Source organism: Parahaliea aestuarii (genome assembly GCF_008064635.1).
GTDB classification, from domain to species: Bacteria; Pseudomonadota; Gammaproteobacteria; order Pseudomonadales; family Halieaceae; genus Parahaliea; species Parahaliea aestuarii.
In genome coordinates this window covers 246,447-269,173 of the sequence record NZ_VRYZ01000005.1, presented here as the reverse complement: position 1 = coordinate 269,173, position 22,727 = coordinate 246,447, and the positions used below count along the sequence as shown (strand labels likewise).

The following is a 22,727-nucleotide window of genomic DNA, read 5'->3' as shown; positions in this document are numbered from 1 at the left end:
ACATGAAAAAGTTTATTCTCGTCTTTCTCGCCGTCCTGATCGGCCTTTTCACGCTGGAAATGCTGACTGCGGTGCAGCTGCATGTGGTGCAACCCTTTACCGGTTGGCTGGCGACACTCAGCGCGGCATTGATCACACCCTTCGACAGCGACGTGGTGGCCTACGGGCGCATTATCGAACACACCACCAATCATTTTGCCGTATCGATTGAAGCCGGCTGCAATGGCGTGGAGGCAGCCATTGTCCTGATCGCAGGTATCATTGCCTTCCCCGCTTCCCTGCGTGACCGCCTGCTGGCCATCGGCCTCGGCTTTATCACCATCCAGGTACTGAACATCTTGCGCATCATCAGCCTGTTCTACCTCGGCCAGTGGAATGAAGCTGTTTTCTCCTTTACCCACCTCTATCTGTGGCCGGTGCTGATCATGCTCGATGTGCTGATCGTATTCCTGCTCTACCTGCGCTACCTCGAGCGACGCAGGGCACCGGTGGCTGCGGCGTGAATACGGCGACGCCCCTGCGATTCATGGGCTGGGTCATACTGCTGATGATCCCTCTGTTCGGGCTGTGGTACGCGCTGGGCACCCTGCCCGCAGCCCCGGCCTTCCTGCTGGCCCGCTACGCCCTGGAGTGGGGCCTGCCGGATATCGTGGCCGGCGTATCGCTGGACCAGACACGCATGCTGGTGCTTACCCACTTCGGCGAAGTGGACGGCGCCCTGGTCAGCGCGGAGCAGGCCGGTTACCAGCTCGCCTATCCCGTCGATACCCGACTGGTGTCCTATTCCCTGCCCTTTTACGCCGCCCTGATATTCGCCGCCCGGGTGCCGCAGGCGATCGAGCGCTTCTGCCGCGGCATGGTAGTGCTCTGGTTGTTGATGGCAATCGGGCTGGTCTGTATCGAACTGAAAAACCTGATGCTCGGCCTGCAGGATGCGCTGTTTCAGCGCGCGGCGCTGCCACTGCCCCCGCCGCCGGTGATCGCCCTGCTCTACCAGCTCAACACTCTGATTATTCCGACCCTGGCCCCGGTACTGATGTGGCTGTGGATGGCCCGCGACTCCGCGCTGCTGCAAAACCTTGGCCGTGTACCGGTGGCGGCAGCGGCCACCGGAAGCTCCTCCCCGGAACTCTGACTGCGTGGCGCCAGGATACCGGCGCCGGCTGATCTTTTAGTGCCGGTTGTGCGTAACAAGGCTTATGAAACCTGAGGAATACCCCACAACGGATACGTCGCGACCGGTGGTTGGCATCGGCGCCTGCCTGAATGGCCAGCCGGTGCGCTACGACGGCAGTCAAAAGCGCGCCCACGAGGCCCTTGAGCGCATGAAACAGGCCTTTGCATTGCGCCCCTTCTGCCCCGAGGTGGGCATCGGCATGGGCGTGCCGCGCCCGCCGATTCACCTGGTCGGCAGCGACGCGGATCAGGTGCGGGCGCTGGACGTGGCCACTCACCAGCGCGACTACACCGATGCTCTGGACGGCTTTGCCCGGGACGTGCTGTCGCGGGCCCCGGAACTCTGCGGTTATATCCTGGTAAAAAACAGCCCCAGTTGCGGCTACGCGCGGGTCAAGCGCTATAACGAAAAGGGCAATCCGGTCGGCGCAGACAGCCAGGGTATCTTCGCCGCGGCGCTGCAGCGGGCCGCCCCCCTGCTGCCGCTGGAGGACGATGGGCGCCTGCATGACCCGGGCCTTCGAGACAGCTTCATCGCCCGCGTTTTTGCCTACCACGACTGGCACCAGTGCTGCGCCAGCGGCCTCAATGCCGGCGCGCTGATCGCCTTCTACAGCCGTTACAAGTACCAGGTCATGGCCCACAGCGTCAGCCACTACCGGGAAATTGGCCGCCTGCTGGCCAATGCGGGCAAACGCGACATCTCCGCGCTCGCCAGCGAGTTTATCTCCCTGTTGATGGACGCACTTTCACGGCGCGCCACAGTGCGCTCCCATACCAACGTCCTGTTCCATATCTCCGGCTACCTGAAGCGGGAACTGGGTGATGCCGAGCGCCAGCGTCTCAAGGCGCTGATCGACGACTATCGCCAGGGCCTAATCCCCCTGGTCGTGCCGATTACCATGCTGCGCCACCATTTTGCCAATCACCCAGACCGCTACATTGCCGGGCAAACCTATCTGCAGCCCTACCCGGACGAACTCGGCCTACGCAACCATCTGTAACAGAGATGCCGGGGCATTGATCCGACTGCGCTGAAACGACGTACCCCAATCATGCCCGATACCATCATTCTCTGGTTCCGCCAGGATCTGCGAATCAACGACCACCCCGCCCTGCAGGCAGCTGCCGCCGCAGGCGGGCCTGTACTACCGCTCTACATACTCGACGACGACTCACCGGGCCGTTGGCGTGCCGGCGGGGCCTCGCGCTGGTGGCTTCACCACAGCCTTGCCGAACTGGCCACAACGTTAAAGAGCAAGTACCGCCTGCCACTGGTATTGCGCCGGGGGGAGCCCCGGCAGATTCTGGCCGACCTGTGTCGCGAGAGTGGCGCCAGCAGGGTTTTCTGCAGCCGGCAGTACGAACCCTGGGCCGCCAGCCTGGAAGAGCAACTGCATCAGTCGCTGGGGGAAATGGGCATCACCCTGCGCCGCTTTGCCGGCAGCCTGCTGTTTGAACCGGGCAGTGTGCTGACAGGCGCGGGCACCCCTTTCAAGGTATTCACGCCGTTCTGGAAGGCCTGCCGCTCGGCACCGGAGCCGCGCTGGCCGCTTAGCCCCCCGGACACACTTCCCGCACCCGCACAGCTACCCGCCTCGGATTCACTGGCCGACTGGCAACTGACACCGCGCAAGCCGGACTGGGCCCGGGGCTGGGACGAGCGCTGGCAACCGGGTAGCGAGGGTGCCGCCGCGGCACTTGCGGCCTTCCTCGGCGATCGTCTGGGGAGCTACAGTCACGACCGCGACGTACCCGCTCTCAGGGGCACCTCCGGTCTTTCACCCCATCTGCATTTTGGCGAAATCTCGCCGCGCACGGTGTGGCACGCCGCCAGCCAGCAGGCGCGCGGCAACCCTGCACTGACGGAGGAACTGTCGCGCTTTCTGGGCGAGCTGGGCTGGCGTGAGTTTTCCTACCATCTGCTGCATCACTTCCCCGGCCTGCCCGATGAGCCCTTCCGCGAGGCCTTCAGGGCATTTCCCTGGCAACGCAACGACAGCTTGCTGAAAGCGTGGCAGGCGGGCCAGACCGGCTACCCGCTGGTGGACGCCGGCATGCGTGAGTTGTGGCAGACCGGCTACATGCACAACCGGGTACGGATGGTCGCCGCGTCCTTCCTCACCAAGCACCTGCTGCAGCCCTGGCAGGATGGCGAAGCCTGGTTCTGGGATACGCTGGTGGACGCCGACCTGGCCAACAACGCCGCCAGCTGGCAGTGGGTGGCCGGTTGTGGCGCGGATGCGGCGCCCTACTTCCGCATCTTCAACCCCTCCGCCCAGGGCGGAAAATTCGACCCCGACGGGGAGTATGTCAGGCACTGGGTGCCGGAACTCGCACGCCTGCCCGCCCGCTATGTGCACTGCCCGGTGGAGGCGCCGCCAGCGGCGCTGGAAGAAGCCGGCATTGTGCTCGGCAGGGACTATCCGCTACCGCTGGTCGATCACCGCCTGGCGCGCGAGCGCGCCCTGGAAAGCTACCGCAGTTTGAGCCAATGAGCCCTCTGCCGCGTGGCAATTCTGCGCCAAACCACTACACTGAACACTGTCTGAAAGACCGGGGCAGCGCCTGCCCCGCAGTACGGGCATCGCGGGATAGCCTTGCCCCAGTCAGGACCCTGTGTCCCCAGTGATAACCCCAAAGGAAGACACCATGATCCGCAAGATCCAGAAAACCGCACTCGCCTGTGGCATCACTCTGGCCCTGGGCAGCACCATTGCCAGCGCCGACATTGCCGAGGTCACCACCGAAGATGGCGAAGTCATGACCTTCGAGTACGAGGGCAACCAGCTCCGCATCAACGCCGGCGCCAACGGCGAAGGCTACATGCTGCTGCGCGACGAAAAAATGTATGTGGTGAATTACAACGAAGGCAAACCCATGGTCTTCGACCTCGGCTCGGCCTTCCGCATGTTCGGCCAGATGGCTGCCAGCGCCACTCCGAACACGGTCGAAAGCAAGGTCATCTCACTCAAGGCCACCGGCGCCAGTGAAACCCTGGGCGGCATCAAGGGCGAGGTCTACGAACTGCGCTTTGTCGACCACGAGGGTCGCGAGCGGCAGGACACCATGGTGCTGTCCAGCGATCCGCTGGCGATTGGCTTTCGCGACGCTATTGAAAACATGGCGAATACCATAGCCAGCAACCTCGACGAGGAAGATATCAAGCAGCAGGTAGAAGCCAGCGAAAAACTGCAGCAGCAACTGGCCGACCTCGACAAGGGGGTATTGCGCTACGGCAAGGACATGCAGGTCCGCTCGATCAAGGACACCACCGTGGATGCCCAGCGCTTTGTCCTGCCGGCGGAACCCACTGACCTGGGTGGCATGATGAGCGGCATGTTTGGCGGCGGAAGTGGCCAGAACGGCAGCGGCGGCGGCCTTGGCGGCCTGTTTGGTGGCGGCAGCAGCGATGAGGATGCGCCAGCCGATCAGGGCAGCGAAGGTAGCGGCTCCGCTGCGGAGGATGTCGGCAAGGCAGTGGGCGAAGCCTTCGGCAAACTGTTCGGCAACTGATCCAGGTCGCGACTGACTTGCGATAGGCCGCCCCCATCGGGGCGGCCGGCGTTTCAGACTCCCAGCGCGTCCAGCTCCGCCAGCAAATCCTCGTGGTGGGTCTTGGTCTTGAACTTGTCCATCACCTTTAACAGGCGACCGTCCTGGCCAATGATAAAGGTGGTTCGAATCAGGCCCATGAACTCCTTGCCCATGAACTTCTTCAGCCCCCAGCATCCGTATTTTTCAGCGATGGCGTGATCCTCGTCGGACAGCAGGGAAAAATTGAGCCCCTGCTTTTCGATGAATTTCGGCAAACGCGCTACCGGATCCGGGCTCACACCGAACACCGCAACGCCGCGCTTGTCCAGTTCCTTGCGAATATCGCGAATACCGCAGGCCTGCACCGTGCATCCGGGGGTCATCGCTTTGGGGTAGAAAAACAGCACGACCGGCTGTTTGCCCTTGAAGTCTTTCAGGCTGACTTTGTTGCCGTCCTGGTCCTGCAGGCTGAACGCCGGTGCCATATTGCCAATTTTGGGGTGTGCCATGGGGCCTCCTCAACAGCGGGTGAAGGGAATTGCCGCTGAGTCTACTTGCACCCTCCACGAAAGGCTAACCCCGGCGCGCTATTCGCCGTCATTCAGCATCACGCCAACCTCGTTGCCGTCGTAGACCAGCTCAAAGGTGCGCAGGCCGCGGCAGGGCTCCTCAGTGGCGTGAATCAGCTGACCGTCGGCAATCGCGAACTGGTACTGGTGCAGGGCGCACTGAATGATGCCATCGGCAATGGTCGCCGCATCCAGGGGATGGTCGCGGTGGGGGCAGCGGGCCTCGATCAGGTAGCGCTCACCCGCCCGCTGTATCAACAGCAGTTCGACGCTATCGATCTTGAAGCGCCGGGTGTAGTGATCGTGCAGGTTGATCAGTTTCTCCAGCGGGAAGAATCGCATGCCATCAGGCCTGGAAAACGTCCATGATCCGGCGGGCAGCAGCGTAGGCGGTCGCCCTGCCCTCGGCTACATCGCGCTCCAACGCCGGCAGGATCTCTCTGACCCGCGGGTGGCGGGCGAGACCCAGGTGCAGCATTTCATCGACCAGCTGGTGCATCCACTGGCGGTTCTGGCGCGCGCGCTTGCTGATAAAGGCGCCGTTGTCCTGCGCCTGGAAATAATAATCGACAATCATGCCCCAGACTGCATCGACGTTCTCGTTCTGCAGCGCCGAGCAGGTCATGACCCGGGGCGTCCAGAAGCTGGTGTGGCGCAGCAGGTTCATGGCGTTGTTGTAGTGCTGGCGGGTGCGTTTGGCCAGCGTGGAGCTGTCGCCGTCGGCCTTGTTGATGACCAGCGCGTCTGCCAGTTCGACAATGCCCTTTTTGATACCCTGCAGTTCGTCGCCACCGCCGGGCAGCATGAGTACCATGAAGAAGTCGACCATGCCGGCCACCTGGTACTCGGACTGGCCGACACCCACGGTTTCCACCAGGATGACGTCGTAGCCAGCGGCCTCGCACAGCAGCATGGTCTCGCGCGTTTTCTGCGCCACGCCGCCGAGGGCGCCCTCGGAGGGAGAGGGACGGATAAAGGCCTCGTCCCGCCGCGACAGTTCCTCCATACGCGTTTTGTCGCCCAGGATGGAGCCACCGGCTACGGGGGAACTCGGGTCCACCGCCAGTACGGCGACGCGCTTGCCCTGGCTGATCAGGTAGAGGCCAAAGGCTTCGATAAAGGTCGATTTACCGACGCCCGGCACGCCGGTAATGCCGATGCGAACGCTGTTGCCGGTGTGGGGAAGTACCTGTTGCAGGATGTCCTGAGCCTGCTCGCGATGGCTATCGAGTTTGCTCTCGACGAGGGTGATGGCCTTGGCGAGGGCGCGGCGGTTGCCTTGTAGCAGGCTGTCCAGATCGATATGACTCATTGGGTGGGAGTATACCTGTTTGCTTTGTTGTTCATTGTTCACTTGGCATTGAACGCCGGCAACCGCACCGCGCAGCCCGGTAATGCCCTCACCGGACCGCCAAAAAGCGTACACCGGAGCGCCGGACCGCCATGTACAGGCTCGACAGCCGCCCCGTCCTGGCGGCTGACGCCCGTTGAGGGCATTACCGGCCCACACGGCGCTCCTATGGAGCCCTGAATGCACGTTGCTGACCCAAATACTCAAGCTTCTAGAGTCGTTCGGAAAGCTACTCACCAAACGCTCAGTGGACGCTTAAAGAGAATTCGGAGTAACGAATCAGCGCTTCGATGCCCGGTGAGGGTTGGCGGCGGCGTCGGCGGACAGGACGTCCGCCGCCGAGCCTGCACAAGGACGTGCGCTTTTTGGCGGTCGCCGCAAACCCTCACCGGGTAGCGGAGCGCGGGCCGTTCTGGGAAACCCTGGAAAGTTGCCCAAACAGAAAACAGGTCAGCCCTGCACCTGATTTACGGCGTCAAGCACCTCACGCGCACACTGCGGAATCGGCGTCCCCGGTCCGAAGATGCACTTCACCCCGGCCTGGTACAGATGATCGTAGTCCTGCCGCGGAATCACCCCGCCCGCAATCACCACAATGTCATCCGCACCCTGCTTGCGCAGCTCCTCCACCAATTGCGGCACCAGCGTCTTGTGACCAGCCGCCAGCGACGAAGCACCGACCACATGAACATCGTTCTCGATGGCCTGACGCGCCACCTCCTCCGGCGTCGAGAACATCGGCGACAGGTCGATATCAAAACCGACATCAGCAAAGGCCGTGGCAATCACCTTGGCGCCGCGGTCGTGACCGTCCTGGCCCATCTTGCACACCAACATGCGCGGCCGACGGCCGTGCTTCTCGACGAACGCGTCAATGTCGCTGCTGATGTTCTGCCAGTTCTCATCGTCCTGGAAGGCCGACCCGTAGACACCGGACACCGTCTGGGCCTGGGCATTGAAACGACCGAACTCACGTTCCATGGCAAAAGATATCTCCCCGACGCTGGCGCGGCGGCGGGTGGCCTCCACCGCGAGCGCCAGCAGGTTGCCCTTACCGGATACCGCACACTGGTAGATGTCCTCGAGGATGGCTTCCACGGCGGCTTCGTCGCGACCTTCCCGCAGCGCGGCGAGGCGCTGCAGCTGGGACTGGCGTACGGCCTCGTTGTCGATGTCCAGTACTTCCACGTCGCTGGCGGCATCGGTCTGGTACTTGTTGACGCCGACAATCACATCGTCGCCGCGGTCGATACGGGCCTGCTTGCGTGCGGCGGCCTCTTCGATACGCAGCTTGGGCATACCGGTTTCAATCGCCTTGGCCATACCGCCGGCCTGCTCGACTTCCTCGATCAGCTCCCAGGCCTTGTCGGCGATATCCTGGGTCAGGGATTCCATCAGGTAGGAGCCGCCCCAGGGGTCGACCACGTTGGTGATGCCGGTTTCTTCCTGGATGATCAACTGGGTGTTGCGGGCGATGCGGGCGGAAAACTCGGTGGGCAGCGCGATGGCTTCATCGAGGGCGTTGGTGTGCAGTGACTGGGTGCCGCCGAACACGGCGGCCATGGCCTCGATGGTGGTGCGCACTACGTTGTTGTAGGGGTCCTGCTCGGTGAGCGACCAGCCGGAGGTCTGGCTGTGGGTACGCAGCATGGAGCTCTTCGGGTTCTTCGGGTTGAACTCGGAGACGATTCGCGCCCACAGCAGACGCGCGGCGCGCATCTTGGCGATCTCCATGTAGAAGTTCATGCCGATGCCCCAGAAGAAGGACAGGCGCGGGGCGAACTGGTCAATGTCCAGGCCCGCCGCCAGTGCGGTACGGATGTACTCCTTCCCGTCAGCCAGGGTATAGGCCAGTTCCAGCGCGGCGTTGGCTCCCGCTTCCTGGATGTGATACCCGGAGATGGAAATGGTATTGAAGCGCGGCATGTGCTCGGAGCAGTAGGCGATGATGTCGCCAATGATTTTCATGCTCGGCGCGGGCGGGTAAATGTAGGTGTTGCGCACCATGAATTCTTTCAGGATATCGTTCTGGATGGTGCCGGCCAGTTGCTCCTGGGTGACGCCCTGCTCCTCTGCCGCGACGATATACCCCGCCAGCACCGGCAACACGGCACCGTTCATGGTCATGGACACCGAAACCTGGTCCAGCGGAATGCCGTCAAAGAGGATTTTCATGTCCTCGACCGAATCGATGGCAACCCCCGCCTTGCCCACGTCACCGGTCACCCGCGGGTGGTCCGAGTCGTAACCGCGGTGGGTAGCCAGGTCGAAGGCCACCGATACACCCTGCCCACCGGCAGCCAGAGCCTTGCGGTAGAAGGCGTTGGAGGCCTCGGCCGTGGAGAAACCGGCATACTGACGGATGGTCCAGGGCCGGCCGGCGTACATGGTGGCCTGGGGGCCGCGGATGTAGGGGGACAGCCCGGGCATGGTATCGGTGAATTCCAGCCCTTCGATATCAGCAGCGGTGTACAGCGGCTTGACCGGGATATCCTCCGGCGTCTGCCACACCAGGTCATCCAGGGTCTTGCCCCGCATCTGCTTGCTGGCGAGTTCCTGCCAGGCCGCAGGAGTGGCCGCGGATTTGTCGTAGATTTTATCGCTCATGGGGTAGTCCTCACACAATCTGCTCGAGGAAGGCGCCGGTGATCCGGCGGCGACGGGCGGCGATTTCTTCCGGTGTCTGAACCACGATTTTCTCGTCCGGTGTAATCTTGAACAGCGGTTGGCCCTTGCTGATGATCACTCCGTCATCCTCCACCAGCACTTTCTCGATGGTACCGGAGAACGGCGCGTAGACTTTGTTGAACATCTTCATGACTTCCACGATGTACAGGGGGTCACCGGCATTGAAGTGGTCGCCCTCTTTCACGTAAACATCGTGCTGCGGCGTTTCGCGGCCGTAGAACATGCCGCCGCTCTCCGCCAGGATTTCATCGGACTTGGCCACAGGTGGTGGCACCAGTACTTTGGCCATGCGTTCCTGCAACTCGCCATCGAACAGCCGCTCGGGGATGTGGATGCTGAGATCGGGATTGACCGCAAGATCGTAGTAACCAGTGGCCTCGGCAATGGCGGGCAGAATGGCAAGAATTTCCGCCCCGGCCTGGAAGCCCTTGTGGGCGGCGCGCACTTCGTTCCATCCGGCCGCGGAAAAGCCCGCCGGGGCCTCGCCCTGGGCCAGCAGGGTCTGCAGCGAAATCCAGTCGTCGGCGTCCACCCGGTTGTTCAGCTCGGCGTAGAAATCCATCGCCTGCTGCAGCACTTCGTTGTCGTGATCCCAGATCACGCTGGCGGCGGGTGCACCGGCCACGAAGTCCATGTTCAGGTAGTGATAGCTGTCTGCCAGCAACTCCACCGGGTTCTCGTTCCAGCAGATCTTGCCTTCGATCAGGGTATAGCAGTCGCGGTTGATACTGAGCCAGCCGGACAGCACATGCGGTTCTTCCAGCAGGCGCGCAAGCGGGCGCAGGAACAGGGTGCTCTTGCGGTCCAGGGCCGTGGCCAGGGCTCCCGCGGCATCGCCGTCATGCCCCTCCAGCGCGGCGCGACTGACTTCGCGCCAGGCGTAATCGAGATCGACGCCGTTGGCCTGCTCCTTTAATTCACCCACTGCCGTCAGGTAGGGCACGATAAAGCGGGTAGTCGGCCGGGCGTTGATGTTCTGGCCGATAAACCAGTTCACCAGGCCGTAGTGGAACTCCAGGTTGGTGGCCAGGTCCTTGCCGCGCATGTTGGTCTGGCGGATAACCTCCGCCATGCGCTCGTAGGTATCGAGGCGGGTTTCACCCACTGTCAGCAACAGCGCGATGTTGGAGTCATAGGCGCCGGCCAGGGTGTACTTCATGAACACGTCGGTGTCAGGGTTGTGCAGGCTGATCCCCTGGTCGTCGCGAATCTCGCCCTCCACCGCATCGGACCAGGCCTCGATGACGCCGCCGGCACTGGGCTGCAGGGCCTGGTTGGTGGCGTTGAGGCGCGCTTCCACGCTGTCGTTGTGACGCAGGATGCGCTCCGGGCGCGGCAGTTTCTCACCGTGGGCCGCCAGCAGCACCATGGCCTCTACCAGTGACTCGACGATGAAGTGCTCTTCCGGATTGTCGGGGTTGGCAAACTTGAGGGCGTAGCACAGTTCGGTGACCCGGTGTTCCACCTGGATACGGGTATTCATCTCCATGAAGAAGTGCTTGTCGCGATCGACTATGCACTCGAAGGTGGATACCGAGTCCAGACCCACCGCGGCGCCAAAGCGGGCTGCCTCATCTTCCATCGCTTCCAGGGTCAGCAGATCCTGCTTGAGGATGCGGGTTTCCACCTCGTTGCCGCTGGCCTCGGCCTGGGTAATAGCGGCCTGCAGCGACTCCACCGTCACCGACACTTCCAGCAGCTTCTGCTCGTGCATCTGCAGGGAACAGTCACGGCCGCCCATGGTCATGCACCACTCGCCGTTACCGATCACCTGGATTTCCTGGTGACGGGTGGTTTCGATATTCAGTTCCACCAGCACGTTCTTGTTGTCGCCAACGCCGGTGGTTTTCACTTCGTTGAGGATCTCGCGCACCATCTCCGACGTGCGCGCGGCCTCACCGATACCGAGAATGCGCTGACCCTTGCCACCGCCGCCGCTGATAGCCTTCAGGCGCACGCGGTTTTCCGGGTACTCGGCGGTCATTTTTTCCACCGCCTCAGTCAGCGTCTCGCTGAGCTCATCGACCGTGTAGAGGTCGATGCCCTTCCTGTAAGAGGCGGCGAGCACCAGGTCGGCCTTGTCTTCCAGGCTGATGTCCGGGTTGTCCAGTACGCCCTCTTCCACCGCCAGCCCCTGATCTGCACACAGGGTCTTGAGGTCGGCAATGGTCGGATGCTTCTTCAGCAGGGTCAGGGCGGTGCCATTATCGATGCCGGGTGTAACGGAAACGCCAGTCTTCAGTGCGGTGCGTTTGGCTTCATCCTTCAAGCCGGCATCGTGCACAGTGCGCGAGCAGGGGCCGATAAAGTTGAGGCCGGCGCGCTCCATGGCCGCCACCATGTTCTCGTCTTCCGCCATGAAACCGTAACCGGCGAAAATGGCGTTGTAGCCGTTCTCGTGAGCAATGGCGATAATCTGGGCGATGCGCTGGTCGCGCTCTTCCTTGTTGGCACCGGTGTAGTCCGGTACCCGGTGCACACGGTCGGGATTGGCGATGCTGCGCAATTCCGGTGCCAGCGCGCTCTGGTAGACAATGGAGTCTTTTTCAGAAAGCAGAATGCCGAAGTCCTGGATGCCCATTTCGCTGAAGACGTCCATGGCTTCCTTGCGAATGGGGCCGCGGCAAATGATCAGCGGGCGCAGGTGGGTGCAGTCGAACTGGTTGATCCAGTCGGAGTGCCGGCGGCCCAGGCGCCGGTCGCGGTGAATCAGGGGGTTGCGCAGATAGTGCTCGTTGGACACGGTGTTTCCTCTGTTCTTGTGCGTTGCGGCGGCTTAGTGGAATTCGCGCTGTACCGAGGACAGCGGTTCCGGCGTGTAGTGGCGCAGGCAGAAATCCATGTGCTCCGCCAGCACCTGGCGCAGGTCGGAGGGCATGACAATCTGCGAGATGGAACCCAGGCTCAGGGCCTCGTTCGGATTCATCAGCTCGCGCTCGTAGCGCTGGGCCAGCAGCTGTTCTTCGGACTTGACCCAGTTGCCGACCAGTTGCTTGGCCATGGCGCTGGCATCGTCGGCGGACAGGCCGGCCTGCATCTGGGCTTCGGTCTCGGCGGCAATTTTGCCGGCCACGGCACCGCGCAGCTTCTTCAGTTCGTCCTTGTAGACATACTCCACACCGGCGGGCCCCATCACGGCCACCCTGGTGGTGGGCAGGGCCACCACGAAGTCAGCCCCGGTGGGATAGTTGTTGTAGGACGCATAGGCACCGCCGAAGGCGTTGCGCACCAGTACCAGGAAGCGCGGGGTGCGCAAGTCGACGATGGCGTCGAGCATGGCGCGACCGGCCTGCACGATACCGCGGCTCTCCTGCTCGCGGCCGGGCAGGAAGCCGGTGGTGTCCTCGAGGAAGATCACCGGGATGTTGTACAGATTGCAGAAGCGGATAAAGCGGGCGTTCTTGTAGGCCGCATCAATGTCGATCTGGCCGGAGGCTACCGCCGAATTGTTGGCCACGAAGCCGACCACGTTGCCGCCCATGCGACCGAGGGCGGTAATGGTGTTGCGGGCGCGTTCCGCCTGGATTTCGAGAAAATCACCGTGATCGCAGAGCTGCTGGATCATGATGGTGATATCGATGGGCGTGTTGAAACCGGTGGGCGAGTTGAAGGCCTTCTTCAACAGGATATCGATATCCCAGGTCTTGCGGCTGACCGGGTCGGAGGACGCCTGGTGCGGCGCCAGCGAGTTGTTGCTGCTGGGCAGGTAGTTGAGCAGGGCCCGCACCTTGCGCAGGGCCGCCACTTCGTCGGGCACCACAAAGTCGGTCACGCCGCTCTGGCTGTGTACGCCGGGGCCACCGAGCTCATCGGGGGTCACGTCTTCGCCGAGCACCGACTTAACCACGCCGGGACCGGTGAGGCCGAAGAAGGTCTCGTTGGGCTGGATCAGGAAGCTGCCCTGGCGCGGCAGGTAGGAACCGCCGCCGGCGTTGAAGCCGAACATGCACATAATGGAAGGCACCACGCCGGAAATCTTGCGCAGGGCGGTGAAAGCATCCGCGTAGCCATCCAGCCCCCCCACACCGGCCGGAATGTAGGCGCCGGCGGAGTCGTTCAGGCCCACCAGGGGGATGCGACGCTTGGCGGCCAGTTCAAACAGGCGCGCAAGCTTTTTGCCGTTGGTGGCATCCATGGAGCCGGCGCGCACCGTGAAGTCGTGGCCGTAAATGGCGATATCGCGGCCGCCGACCTTGATCAGGGCCGTCACCAGGGAGGCGCCGTCGAGGTTGGGACCCCAGTTCTGGTAAAGCACCGTCGGCGCTTCATCGGCGAGAAACTGGATGCGCTCCCACACCGTCATGCGGTTTTTCTGGTGCTGGCGCTGGACGCTTTTGACACCGGCGGCCCGGTAGGGGCGCTGCTGCAGTTCCCAGCCGGCCTTGAGGGCATTTTCGTAGAGACCCGGTTCGCTGGCGATCTGGCCGGGAACCTTGAATTCCACTTCGTTGTGTTCGGCGAAGGGATTCTCCAGGGAGGCGATGAGTGCTTGATCGTTGTGTGCTGTCATAGTCCTTCTTTACCGGGCTGTAAGGTTGCCGTGCGGCAGCCTTGGGGTGTGCCCGTTCATGCTCCTCGAGACTTTGGGGGATTTGCGCGTTGCGATTGGCGGGCTTAGGATGCAGTCCAGCCGCTGTATCGGCGCAACACAGTAATTCACCACCCTGGGTGAGTCAATTTCTTGAGGTGACACGAAAATTGACATTCTGGACGCAATTCAAGTGGTTAAACCGGTCTCCTCTGCCGGTTTGCGTATTTTTCGCTCACCGCTGATACGGATGTAAGCAGTGACAATATTGCACCGCCCGCACACGCCGGCCCTCACCCGGGGGCAAAGTGCCTGAGTTCGCCCTCAAGCTGGAGGAGGTGCCCTACTTCCCCGACGTCTGCGAGCTGTTTGCCCGCCTGCGCGAGTTACCGGACGCCGCGCTGCTCGACAGCAGCCACGGCGCACCACGGGCCGGGCGCTTCGACATCCTTGTCGCGCGGGCAGCCGAAGACAGTCCCCCGATGCTGACGGGAGGCGCTACAGGCGCCGCCGTGCGGCGTCACCTCGGCGAACTGCAAACCTTCCAGCGCCAACGCTACCGGGGCATCGGCGCCCCGGATGCAGACCTGCCCTTCTGCGGCGGCCTGCTCGGCTACATCAGCTACGATGCCGGCGCCCTGCTGCACGGTATTGATACAGCCCAAAGCGAACACCAACCGCTGGTTGCCCTGCGCGCCTACGATGCCTGTGTGATCCAGGACCACCTGCTGCAGCGCAGTACCCTGGTCACCCTGCCGGCCCTGCCGACGCAGTGGCGCAGTGACCTGCTGGCAAGGCTGCGCCAGGCGCCTGCCACCGACAACGGCGAATTCTCCCTCTCGCGCCCCTTCCGGTCGCAGCTGGGCGAGCGCGGCTATCGCGAAGCCTTCGCCCGTATCGCCGAATACATTGGCGCCGGCGACTGCTACCAGGTCAACCTCGCCCAGTGCTTCAGCGCCCCTTATCGGGGCGACCCGTTTACCGCCTACCGCGCCCTGCGCCGGGTCGCAGGCGCTCCCTTCTCGGCCTTTGTGCAGCAGGAGAATGGCGCCCTGCTCTGCCTGTCCCCGGAGCGCTTCCTCTCGCTGCGCGGCCGCCATGTGGAAACACGGCCCATCAAGGGCACTCGCCCGCGCTCTGCGGATCCGCAGCGGGACGCCGCACTGGCAGCGCAACTGCGTCAAAGCCCCAAGGACCGGGCTGAAAACCTCATGATCGTCGACCTGCTGCGCAACGACCTCGGCCAGAACTGTGTACCCGGCAGTGTCTGCGTCGACGCCCTGTTTGAGGTGGAGAGCTACCCCACCGTGCACCACCTGGTCAGCGCCATCAGTGGCGAGCTGGTACCACAGCGGGATGCCCTGGACCTGCTGCGCGATGCCTTCCCCGGCGGCTCCATTACCGGCGCCCCCAAGCGCCGCGCCATGCAGATCATCGCCGAACTGGAAACCACACCCCGCCTGGCCTACTGTGGCTCTCTGATCTACATCAGCGCCGACGGGCGTATGGACAGCAATATCGCCATTCGCAGCCTGCTCTGCAGCGACGGTGAGATGAGCTGCTGGGGTGGCGGCGGTATCGTCGCCGACTCGGATTGCGAAGCAGAGCACCGCGAAACCCTGGACAAAGTCGGCCGCTTCCTCGACTGCCTGGAAAACGAATTCGGGGCGGGCTAAAAACCCCCTTCGCTTTCACCAACCTGCACTATAGTGAACAGTGACCACAGCGATGGCCGTTTGTGGTACAGCCAGCATGTAATAGGCGATAGCTAAACGGCGGCAGCCCCTGGCGGCCGCGATGGGGGTATCAGGTTATGCGCGTTGCACATCTTTCCCTGCTCTGCGGGCTGCTCCTGTTGGGGCCGGTGGGCTGTGGCAAGGACAGCTCCGACACTACCCCGGCGGCCTCCCCGGCCGCACTGACGCTGCGGGCAGACCAGGTCGCCACGGTCAGCGAGCGCACCATCGAACCGGAATTCACCCTGACCGGCAAGACCGAGGCCGTCCAGTCCGCCAGGATCAAGCCGCAGATTGCCGCGCGAATACAGGCCCAGCATTTCCGCGGCGGCGAAACCGTCGAGGAAGCCCAGCTACTGGTGGAACTGGATCCGGCTGACTTCAAGGCCAACCTGGCGGCAGCCAGGGCCGCGCTGCAGTCCGCAGAAGCTTCAGTGAGACAGGCAGAAGCAAACTGGGAGCGCGCCGAGTCCCTGCTGCCCAAAGGCTATATATCCCGACTGGATTACGATTCCGCACGCGCCTCGGTGGAGAGCGCCAGGGCCGAGGTGGCCGAGGCCGAGGCCAGCCTGGAACAGCACGAACTCGACCTGGAGCGCACCCGTATTCTGGCGCCCTTCAGCGGGCGCATCAGCCCGCCCGGGCACGCGGTGGGAGACCTGGTCAGCCAGCTCTCGGTCAACGCCCTGTTCGAACTATCCCAACTGGACCCGATCTATGTGACCGGCAGCGTCGAGCAAGGCACCTACAACCGCTTCGCCCTGCTGGCGCAAAAACTCCAGGCCCAGGGTAGCGAACTGCCGCAAATCAAGGTCACCCTGGAACTCCCCGGCGGTGAGCCCTATCCCCATGAAGGCGTTTTTCAGGCCTGGGATCACAGTGCCAGTGCCGCGCCGGGAATGATCATTGGCCGCACCGAGTTTCCCAACCCGGACGGCATTCTTTTGCCGGGTCAGAACGTCACCCTCCACGGCCACGCGCTGCGCAGTGTCACCGGGGCCTTCATTCCCCAGGCCAGCGTACAACAGGACCAGCAGGGACACTTTGTGATGATCATCGGTAATGACGGCACCCTGCAGCGGCGCAACATTGAGGTCGGCATCCGCGACGGCGCCGACTGGTCGGTGCGCACCGGCCTCAGCCCCGGTGAGCGGGTGGTACTGCAGGGTGGCCAGGCCCTGCCCCCCGGAGCGCCGGTTGTTGTCGCCGACCCCTGAAGCAGCGTCTGAACGCCACCCCCGGAGGCCCGCCAGGTGAGTCCCCAGTTCTTTATCCGCCGCCCCAGGTTCGCCCTGGTGATCTCCATTCTGATCACCTTGCTGGGAGTTCTCGCGGCCATCGTGATGCCGGTGGATCAGTATCCGGATATCTCGGCCCCCAAGGTGGTGGTGCGGGCCAACTTCCCCGGCGCCAGCGCCGAGACGGTCAAGAAAGCGGTCGCCGCGCCCATCGAGGATGAGGTCAACGGCGCTGAAGGCATGGTTTACATGTCGTCCAAATCCGCCAGTGACGGCAGCTACACGCTGACCGTGACCTTCGAAATTGATGTCGACCCCTCCCTGGCCCAGGTCGATGTGCAGAACCGCGTGGCCCTGGCGACACCGAGGCTGCCGGAAGAAGTGCGCAAGCGAGGCGTCAGTGTAAAAAAGCGCTCCCCCGACATGTTAATGGTCGTCAACCTGCACTCCCCGGACGAGCGCTTTGACGGTGTTTTCCTGTCCAACTACGCCAGCCTCAATATCACCGGCGAACTGGCGCGTATTCCCGGTGTCGGCGAAGCCAGCGTCATCGGCGCCCTCGACTACGGCATGCGCCTGTGGCTCGACCCGATCAAGCTCAATGCCCACGATCTCTCGGTCAACCAGATCCTGGCCGCTGTACAGGAGCAGAACCAGCAGGCCGCCGTGGGCCAGCTCGGTGGCCCCCCCAACCCCGACTCGACCCAATTCCAGTATGTACTGAAAACCAAGGGCCGTCTGGCCACGGTAGAGGAATTCGAGAACATCATCCTGCGCAGCGACGACCAGGGCGCCCGTCTCACCATCGCGGACGTGGGCCGGGTGGAACTCGGCGCCCAGGCCTACAAGGGCTACGGGGAGTTCAACAACCGCCCCGGGGTACTGATCGCCATTTACAAGCAGTCCGATGCCAACGCCCTGGCCACCGCAGAACAGGTGCGCGAGCGCATGGACGATCTCGCCACCTATTTCCCGGAAGGCCTGGAATACGCGGTGGGCCACGACACCACCCTGTTCATCGAGGCCTCGCTGGAAGAAACCGTCTTTACCCTGATATTCACGATCGCGCTGGTGGTGCTGGTGACCTATCTCTTCCTGGGCAGCGTGCGCGCCACCCTGGTCCCCACCATCGCCGTGCCGGTCGCGGTGATCGGCACACTCGCTGTTCTCTACGCCCTGGGCATGACCATCAATACGGTCACCCTGTTCGCCCTGATTCTCTCTATCGGGATCGTGGTGGACGACGCCATCCTGGTGGTGGAAAACGTCGAGCGACTGATGCACGAGGAGCACCTGGCGGCCCGCCGCGCCACCGAGAAGGCGATGCAGCAGGTGGCCGCCCCGATAGTGGCCACCTCACTGGTACTGGCCGCGGTGTTTGCCCCCACTACCCTGCTGCCGGGCATCACCGGGGAAATGTTTGCCCAGTTCGGCGCCACACTGGTGGTATCGGTGCTGATCTCCGCCGTCAACGCCCTCAGCCTGAGCCCGGCGCTCTGCGTGATGCTGATGAAGGAGAGTGAGCACGCCCCCAACCCGGTGATCCGCGTATTCAATCGCGGTTTCGCTGCGGTCACCCGCGGCTATGTGTCCCTGGTCGGTTCGCTCGCCAGTCACCTGGTGATCAGCAGCGCGCTGATCGTCGGCCTGTTCGCCCTGCTGGTATTCATGTACCAAATCGTTCCCACCAGCTTTATTCCCGAAGAAGACAAGGGCTTTTTCATCATCGACGTGCAGTTGCCAGCCGCCGCCTCACTCAACCGCACCGGCAAGGTGATGGACGAAATCCATACCCAGCTCGAGAACGATCCGGCGGTGGAACTGGTGCTGTCGGTCAACGGATACAGCCTGCTGAACACGGCCCTGCAATCCAATGCCGGCATGGTGATCGTCAAACTCAAGCCCTGGTCGGAACGCAGCGGCCCCGACAGCCACCAGTTCACCCTGCAGCGCAAGTACCAGCAGCAGTTGAGCGGCCTCGGCACCGCGCGCATCCTGGTGTTTGGCTCGCCTGCCATACCCGGTCTCGGCACGGTGGCGGGCTTCTCCTATGTACTGGAAGACACCCAGTCCCGCGGCGCGGAGACCATGGCGGCGCAGGTGGAGACACTACTGCAGCAGGCCAACAGCCAGCCACAACTGGCGCGGGCCTTCTCCACCTTCCGCGCCGACTATCCACAGATCTGGCTGGAAGTGGACCGGGAACTGGCCAAGAACCTCGGCGTTTCGGTGCAGGATATTTTCCTCACCCTGCAAACCCAGCTCGGCGGCTTTTACATCAACGATTTCAACCTGTTCGGCAAAACCTATCGGGTCATGGCCCAGGCCGAAGCCGAATTCCGCCAGACCGAGTCCGACCTGAAATCACTCTACGTACCCGGCCAGAACGGGCAGATGGTGGCACTGTCGGCGCTGGTCAGCACCCGGCCCGTGCAGGGGGCCGATGTGCTGTACCGCTACAATACCTACGACGCCGCCACGATCACCGGGCAGCCCGCCGCCGGCTTCAGTTCCGGCCAGGCCATGGACGCCATGGAAAACCTTTCTGCCGGCTCGCTGCTACCCGGGTTCAAGTACGAGTGGACCGACTCCAGCTACGAAGAGCGGAAATCGGGCAACCTGGCGCCCATTGCGCTCGGGCTGTCGCTGGTGTTCACCTTTCTCTTCCTGGCCGCCCTGTACGAGTCCTTCAGCATGCCCATCGCCATTATCCTGTCGGTACCGCTGGCCCTGGTCGGCGCCATGGCGGGGCTGTTGATCGGCGGGGAATCCCTGAGCCTCTACGGCCAGATCGGGTTGGTGCTATTGGTGGGGCTGGCGGCCAAGGTGGCCATTCTCATCGTGGAGTTTGCCAAGTCCCTGCGCGAGGCGGAGGGCATGGACCTGCAGGAAGCCACGGTCACCGCCGCCCACCAGCGCTTTCGCCCGGTGATGATGACGGGACTGTCCTTTACCGTCGGCGTGGTCCCGCTGGTGTTGGCCAGTGGCGCCGGGGCGGCCAGCCGGGTATCGCTGGGACTCGCCATTTTCGGCGGCACGATCGCCTCGGCGGTGTTCGGTACCCTGCTGGTGCCGGTTTTCTTCAAGTTGGTGCAGTTGTTCCGGGAGCGCATCCACGGCGGCCGCACGCTGCCGCCGGAATAACGCGCGAGCCGTCATCGCCAAATCACTACAGGCTGAGATCCCGCACGCTGGCGTCGATAAAGGCCTGCTTGAGGTCGGCGTAGGTGTGCACCGCGGGGAACTGGGGGAACTCGGCAATCACATTGTCGGGGGCGTGAAACAGGATACCGGCCTCGGCCTCCGCCAGCATGGTGGTGTCATTGTAGGAATCGCCAGCGGCGATCACCCGGTAGTGCAGGCTGTGCAAGGCCTTGACCGAGGCCCGCTTCGGGTCCTCCTGGCGCAGTTTGTAGTCCACCACACGCCCGCTGTCGTCGGTAATCAACCGGTGGCAGAACAGCGTCGGCCAGCCAAGTTGGCGCATCAGTGGCTGGGAGAACTCGTAGAAGGTGTCGGAGAGGATAATGACCTGGAAACGCTCCCGCAGCCAGTCGACAAACTCCACCGCACCGTCGAGGGGCTCGAGGGTGGCAATCACCTGCTGGATGTCGTCGATCTTCAGGCCGTGCTGGTCCAGCAGGTCCAGTCGCTGGCGCATCAGCACGTTGTAGTCGGGAATGTCCCGGGTGGTGGCACGCAGTTCATCGATGCCGGTTTTCTCGGCGAAGGCGATCCAGATTTCGGGGACCAGTACCCCCTCCAGATCCAGGCAGGCCAGTTCCATATTGTTTACTCCAGCGGGGGAAGGAAGCGCGACAATCTAGCGGCTGTGGCCCGAGGGTGCAAGCGTGAGGCGCCTGCAACGATGGCGGGGTTCAGTAGACCGGTAATTCCAGATGGGAAAACAGCTCTTCCAGTTCTGTCTTGCTGTGGCAGGCGAAGGCTTCCGTGACTACCTGGCGGGTCAGGTGGGGCGCGAAGTCCTCGATGAAGTCGTACATGTAGCCGCGCAGGAAGGTGCCGCGACGACAGCCGATACGGGTTACGCTGCTGGCGAACAGGCGGCTCGCATCCAGCGCCACCAGATCACTGTCGACACTGCTGTCATAGGCCATGTGGGCGACAATGCCGATGCCCAACCCCAGTCTGACGTAGGTTTTGATAACGTCGGCATCGGCGGCGGTGAACACGACTTTGGGCACCAGCCCCTTGGCCATGAAAGCCTCATCGAGCTTGGAGCGGCCGGTAAAGCCAAACACGTAGGTGACAATGGAGTGGGCGGCAACATCCTCCAGGGTCAGCTCGGACAGCTGGGTCAGGGGATGATCTCGCGGCACCAGCACGCAGCGGTTCCAGCGGTAACAGGGCATCATCACCAGGTCGGAAAACAGCTCCATGGCCTCGGTGGCGATGGCGAAGTCCACGGTGCCGTCCGCGGCCATCTCGGAGATCTGCATCGGTGTGCCCTGGTGCATGTGCAGGGACACTTCCGGATAGCGTTCAATGAAAGAGCGAATGGTGGCCGGCAGGGCGTAACGGGCCTGGGTGTGGGTGGTGGCGATGGAAAGGCTGCCCTTCTTCTCGTTGGAATACTCCTGGGCCACCTGCTTGATGCTTTCAACCTTGCGGAGCACTTCTCCAGCAGCCTTGAGGATGGCCTCTCCCGCCGGTGTGACATGAGTGAGGTGCTTGCCGCTGCGGGCGAAGACCTCCACCCCGAGTTCATCTTCCAGCAGGCGAATCTGCTTGCTGATACCGGGCTGGGAGGTATACAGGCTCTGGGCAGTAGCAGACACGTTGAGGTCGTGGTGGGCCACTTCCCAGATATAACGAAGTTGCTGCAACTTCATGACCGCCTCCCGTGAAACCACCAACGTGCGCCGCCGCGGGCGGTGCTATATGCACAATAGTAGTTAATCCAGGCCAACGCTAGGGCTTCAGGCATAAGGACCTAAATCAGGCATTGGCGACGCCATGAGGTACGTGACCGGTGGCCACATGGGGGCCGGCGGAGGCGCAGTGTGTTTGCTGGTCATCAAAGAACACATCGGCCTGGTAGGCTCGCAGGAACTCGGTTTTGTTGAGTCCACCGAGAAAGATGGACTCGTCAATGCGGATATTCCAGGCTCGCAGGGTGCGGATGACCCTGGCGTGGGCCGGCGCCGAGCGCGCGGTCACCAGGGCGGTACGAATCGGCGCCTCGCTGGGCGGGAAGGCCTGCTGCAGGCGGTGCAGTGCCGCCAGAAATGGCTTGAAGGGGCCGCCCCCGAGGGGGGTATGGGCGGCCGCCTGCTCACTCGCGGTAAAGGCTTCCAGCCCTTCGGTTTTGTAGATCCGCTCGGCCTCGTCGGAAAAAAGTACCGCGTCGCCGTCGAAGGCAAAGCGCAGTTGCCCCTTGTCGGAACTGCCGCCGCGGGACGACACCAGGGTCGCGGCCGCCACGCCACACTCCAGGGCGTGGCGCACGTCGTCCGCCTCGTTGGACAGGAACAGCTGGCAGCCGAAGGCGCGGATATAGCGCCAGGGACTCTCGCCGCCGCAGAAGGCGGCGCGACTGATGGGCAGGCCGAAGTGCTCGATGGAGTTGAATACCCTGAGCCCGGTGTCTGCGCTGTTGCGCGACAGCAGGACCACTTCCACCTGGGTTTCACCGCCCAGCATTTCGTTGAGGCGCAGCATTTTCTGCACCAGCGGAAAAGCCTCGCCCGGCTCCAGCGGTTCGTCCTCGTGCTCCACCTGGTAGTCAGAATAGGCCTGCAGGCCCTCCTCCTCGAAAACCTGGTGACTGGCGTCCAGGTCGAACAGCGCCCGGGAGGAAATGGCGATAACCAGTTTGTTGTCTGTCGTTCTATCCATGGCCACTAGCATAGCGCCGGCGCGGGAACGGCACCAGACGAGGGG

General features: G+C 63.0%; 17 protein-coding genes. 8 read left to right on the top strand and 9 right to left on the bottom strand.

The features are described from left to right. Nucleotides 1-2 precede the first annotated feature (2 nt). The 5 genes from xrtH to FVW59_RS12850 all read left to right on the top strand — a co-directional run bounded on the left by xrtH (nt 3) and on the right by FVW59_RS12850 (nt 4,692). Nucleotides 3-503 (top strand): exosortase H, encoded by a 501-nt coding sequence (gene xrtH / locus FVW59_RS12870; RefSeq protein WP_148064749.1) that lies wholly within the window; start codon nt 3-5, stop codon nt 501-503. Continuing rightward, complete coding sequence (locus FVW59_RS12865; protein ID WP_148064748.1) at nt 500-1,135, top strand: exosortase H-associated membrane protein; 636 nt, start codon at nt 500-502, stop codon at nt 1,133-1,135. The genes xrtH and FVW59_RS12865 overlap by 4 nt, the downstream gene beginning before the upstream one ends. Nucleotides 1,136-1,199: 64 nt before the next feature. Beyond that, complete coding sequence (locus FVW59_RS12860) at nt 1,200-2,180, top strand: YbgA family protein (RefSeq protein WP_148064747.1); 981 nt, start codon at nt 1,200-1,202, stop codon at nt 2,178-2,180. Nucleotides 2,181-2,231: 51 nt separating this feature from the next. Next, on the top strand, nt 2,232-3,674 hold the full coding sequence (locus FVW59_RS12855; protein ID WP_148064746.1) for a cryptochrome/photolyase family protein: 1,443 nt from the start codon (nt 2,232-2,234) through the stop codon (nt 3,672-3,674). Between the two features lie 154 nt (nt 3,675-3,828). Further along, the gene (locus FVW59_RS12850; protein ID WP_148064745.1) at nt 3,829-4,692 is read left to right on the top strand and encodes a hypothetical protein; all 864 of its coding nucleotides are present in this window, start codon (nt 3,829-3,831) and stop codon (nt 4,690-4,692) included. A gap of 53 nt (nt 4,693-4,745) precedes the next feature. Here the strand turns inward: FVW59_RS12850 and bcp are convergent, their stop codons facing one another. The 6 genes from bcp to FVW59_RS12820 form a co-directional block, all read right to left on the bottom strand. After that, nucleotides 4,746-5,222 (bottom strand): thioredoxin-dependent thiol peroxidase, encoded by a 477-nt coding sequence (gene bcp, locus FVW59_RS12845; protein WP_148064744.1) that lies wholly within the window; start codon nt 5,220-5,222, stop codon nt 4,746-4,748. A gap of 78 nt (nt 5,223-5,300) precedes the next feature. Further along, nucleotides 5,301-5,624 carry a Rieske (2Fe-2S) protein gene (locus tag FVW59_RS12840; protein ID WP_148064743.1) on the bottom strand — a complete coding sequence of 108 codons (324 nt, stop codon included), beginning with the start codon at nt 5,622-5,624 and terminating at the stop codon, nt 5,301-5,303. Between the two features lie 4 nt (nt 5,625-5,628). Further along, nucleotides 5,629-6,594 carry a methylmalonyl Co-A mutase-associated GTPase MeaB gene (meaB, locus tag FVW59_RS12835; RefSeq protein WP_148064742.1) on the bottom strand — a complete coding sequence of 322 codons (966 nt, stop codon included), beginning with the start codon at nt 6,592-6,594 and terminating at the stop codon, nt 5,629-5,631. A 489-nt stretch (nt 6,595-7,083) separates the two neighbouring features. Then, the gene (gene scpA / locus FVW59_RS12830) at nt 7,084-9,240 is read right to left on the bottom strand and encodes a methylmalonyl-CoA mutase (protein WP_148064741.1); all 2,157 of its coding nucleotides are present in this window, start codon (nt 9,238-9,240) and stop codon (nt 7,084-7,086) included. Nucleotides 9,241-9,250: 10 nt separating this feature from the next. Then, entirely contained in the window at nt 9,251-12,064 is a 2,814-nt protein-coding gene (locus FVW59_RS12825; RefSeq protein ID WP_148064740.1) for an ATP-binding protein, read from the bottom strand. 33 nt (nt 12,065-12,097) lie between these two features. Continuing rightward, a complete protein-coding gene (locus FVW59_RS12820) occupies nt 12,098-13,831 on the bottom strand; it encodes an acyl-CoA carboxylase subunit beta (RefSeq protein ID WP_148064739.1) in 1,734 nt (577 codons plus the stop codon). Nucleotides 13,832-14,157: 326 nt separating this feature from the next. Between FVW59_RS12820 and pabB the strand changes: the two genes are divergently transcribed. From pabB to FVW59_RS12805, 3 genes are all read left to right on the top strand, one after another. Then, nucleotides 14,158-15,525, top strand: coding sequence for an aminodeoxychorismate synthase component I (gene pabB / locus FVW59_RS12815; protein ID WP_222711506.1), 1,368 nt, complete (start codon nt 14,158-14,160; stop codon nt 15,523-15,525). A gap of 137 nt (nt 15,526-15,662) precedes the next feature. Beyond that, nucleotides 15,663-16,802, top strand: coding sequence for an efflux RND transporter periplasmic adaptor subunit (locus FVW59_RS12810; protein WP_148064738.1), 1,140 nt, complete (start codon nt 15,663-15,665; stop codon nt 16,800-16,802). 36 nt (nt 16,803-16,838) lie between these two features. Then, nucleotides 16,839-19,967: an efflux RND transporter permease subunit gene (locus tag FVW59_RS12805; protein WP_148064737.1), complete on the top strand. Its 3,129-nt coding sequence runs from the start codon at nt 16,839-16,841 to the stop codon at nt 19,965-19,967. Between the two features lie 25 nt (nt 19,968-19,992). Here FVW59_RS12805 and thrH read toward each other — a convergent pair whose 3' ends face one another. The 3 genes from thrH to FVW59_RS12790 all read right to left on the bottom strand — a co-directional run bounded on the left by thrH (nt 19,993) and on the right by FVW59_RS12790 (nt 22,682). After that, the gene (gene thrH / locus FVW59_RS12800) at nt 19,993-20,610 is read right to left on the bottom strand and encodes a bifunctional phosphoserine phosphatase/homoserine phosphotransferase ThrH (RefSeq protein WP_148064736.1); all 618 of its coding nucleotides are present in this window, start codon (nt 20,608-20,610) and stop codon (nt 19,993-19,995) included. A gap of 91 nt (nt 20,611-20,701) precedes the next feature. Continuing rightward, nucleotides 20,702-21,676 (bottom strand): HTH-type transcriptional regulator CysB, encoded by a 975-nt coding sequence (gene cysB / locus FVW59_RS12795; RefSeq protein ID WP_148064735.1) that lies wholly within the window; start codon nt 21,674-21,676, stop codon nt 20,702-20,704. A 106-nt stretch (nt 21,677-21,782) separates the two neighbouring features. After that, entirely contained in the window at nt 21,783-22,682 is a 900-nt protein-coding gene (locus tag FVW59_RS12790; protein WP_148064734.1) for a 5'-nucleotidase, read from the bottom strand. Between the last annotated feature and the right edge of the window lie 45 nt (nt 22,683-22,727).

Coding starts and splice junctions, on each gene's coding strand:
- cysB (WP_148064735.1), bottom strand. CDS start 21,676: ATGAAGTTGCAGCAACTTCGTTATATCTGGGAAGTGGCCCACCACGAC.
- FVW59_RS12810 (WP_148064738.1), top strand. CDS start 15,663: ATGCGCGTTGCACATCTTTCCCTGCTCTGCGGGCTGCTCCTGTTGGGG.
- scpA (WP_148064741.1), bottom strand. CDS start 9,240: ATGAGCGATAAAATCTACGACAAATCCGCGGCCACTCCTGCGGCCTGG.
- FVW59_RS12850 (WP_148064745.1), top strand. CDS start 3,829: ATGATCCGCAAGATCCAGAAAACCGCACTCGCCTGTGGCATCACTCTG.
- thrH (WP_148064736.1), bottom strand. CDS start 20,610: ATGGAACTGGCCTGCCTGGATCTGGAGGGGGTACTGGTCCCCGAAATC.
- meaB (WP_148064742.1), bottom strand. CDS start 6,594: ATGAGTCATATCGATCTGGACAGCCTGCTACAAGGCAACCGCCGCGCC.
- FVW59_RS12820 (WP_148064739.1), bottom strand. CDS start 13,831: ATGACAGCACACAACGATCAAGCACTCATCGCCTCCCTGGAGAATCCC.
- xrtH (WP_148064749.1), top strand. CDS start 3: ATGAAAAAGTTTATTCTCGTCTTTCTCGCCGTCCTGATCGGCCTTTTC.
- FVW59_RS12855 (WP_148064746.1), top strand. CDS start 2,232: ATGCCCGATACCATCATTCTCTGGTTCCGCCAGGATCTGCGAATCAAC.
- bcp (WP_148064744.1), bottom strand. CDS start 5,222: ATGGCACACCCCAAAATTGGCAATATGGCACCGGCGTTCAGCCTGCAG.
- FVW59_RS12840 (WP_148064743.1), bottom strand. CDS start 5,624: ATGCGATTCTTCCCGCTGGAGAAACTGATCAACCTGCACGATCACTAC.
- FVW59_RS12860 (WP_148064747.1), top strand. CDS start 1,200: ATGAAACCTGAGGAATACCCCACAACGGATACGTCGCGACCGGTGGTT.
- FVW59_RS12790 (WP_148064734.1), bottom strand. CDS start 22,682: ATGGATAGAACGACAGACAACAAACTGGTTATCGCCATTTCCTCCCGG.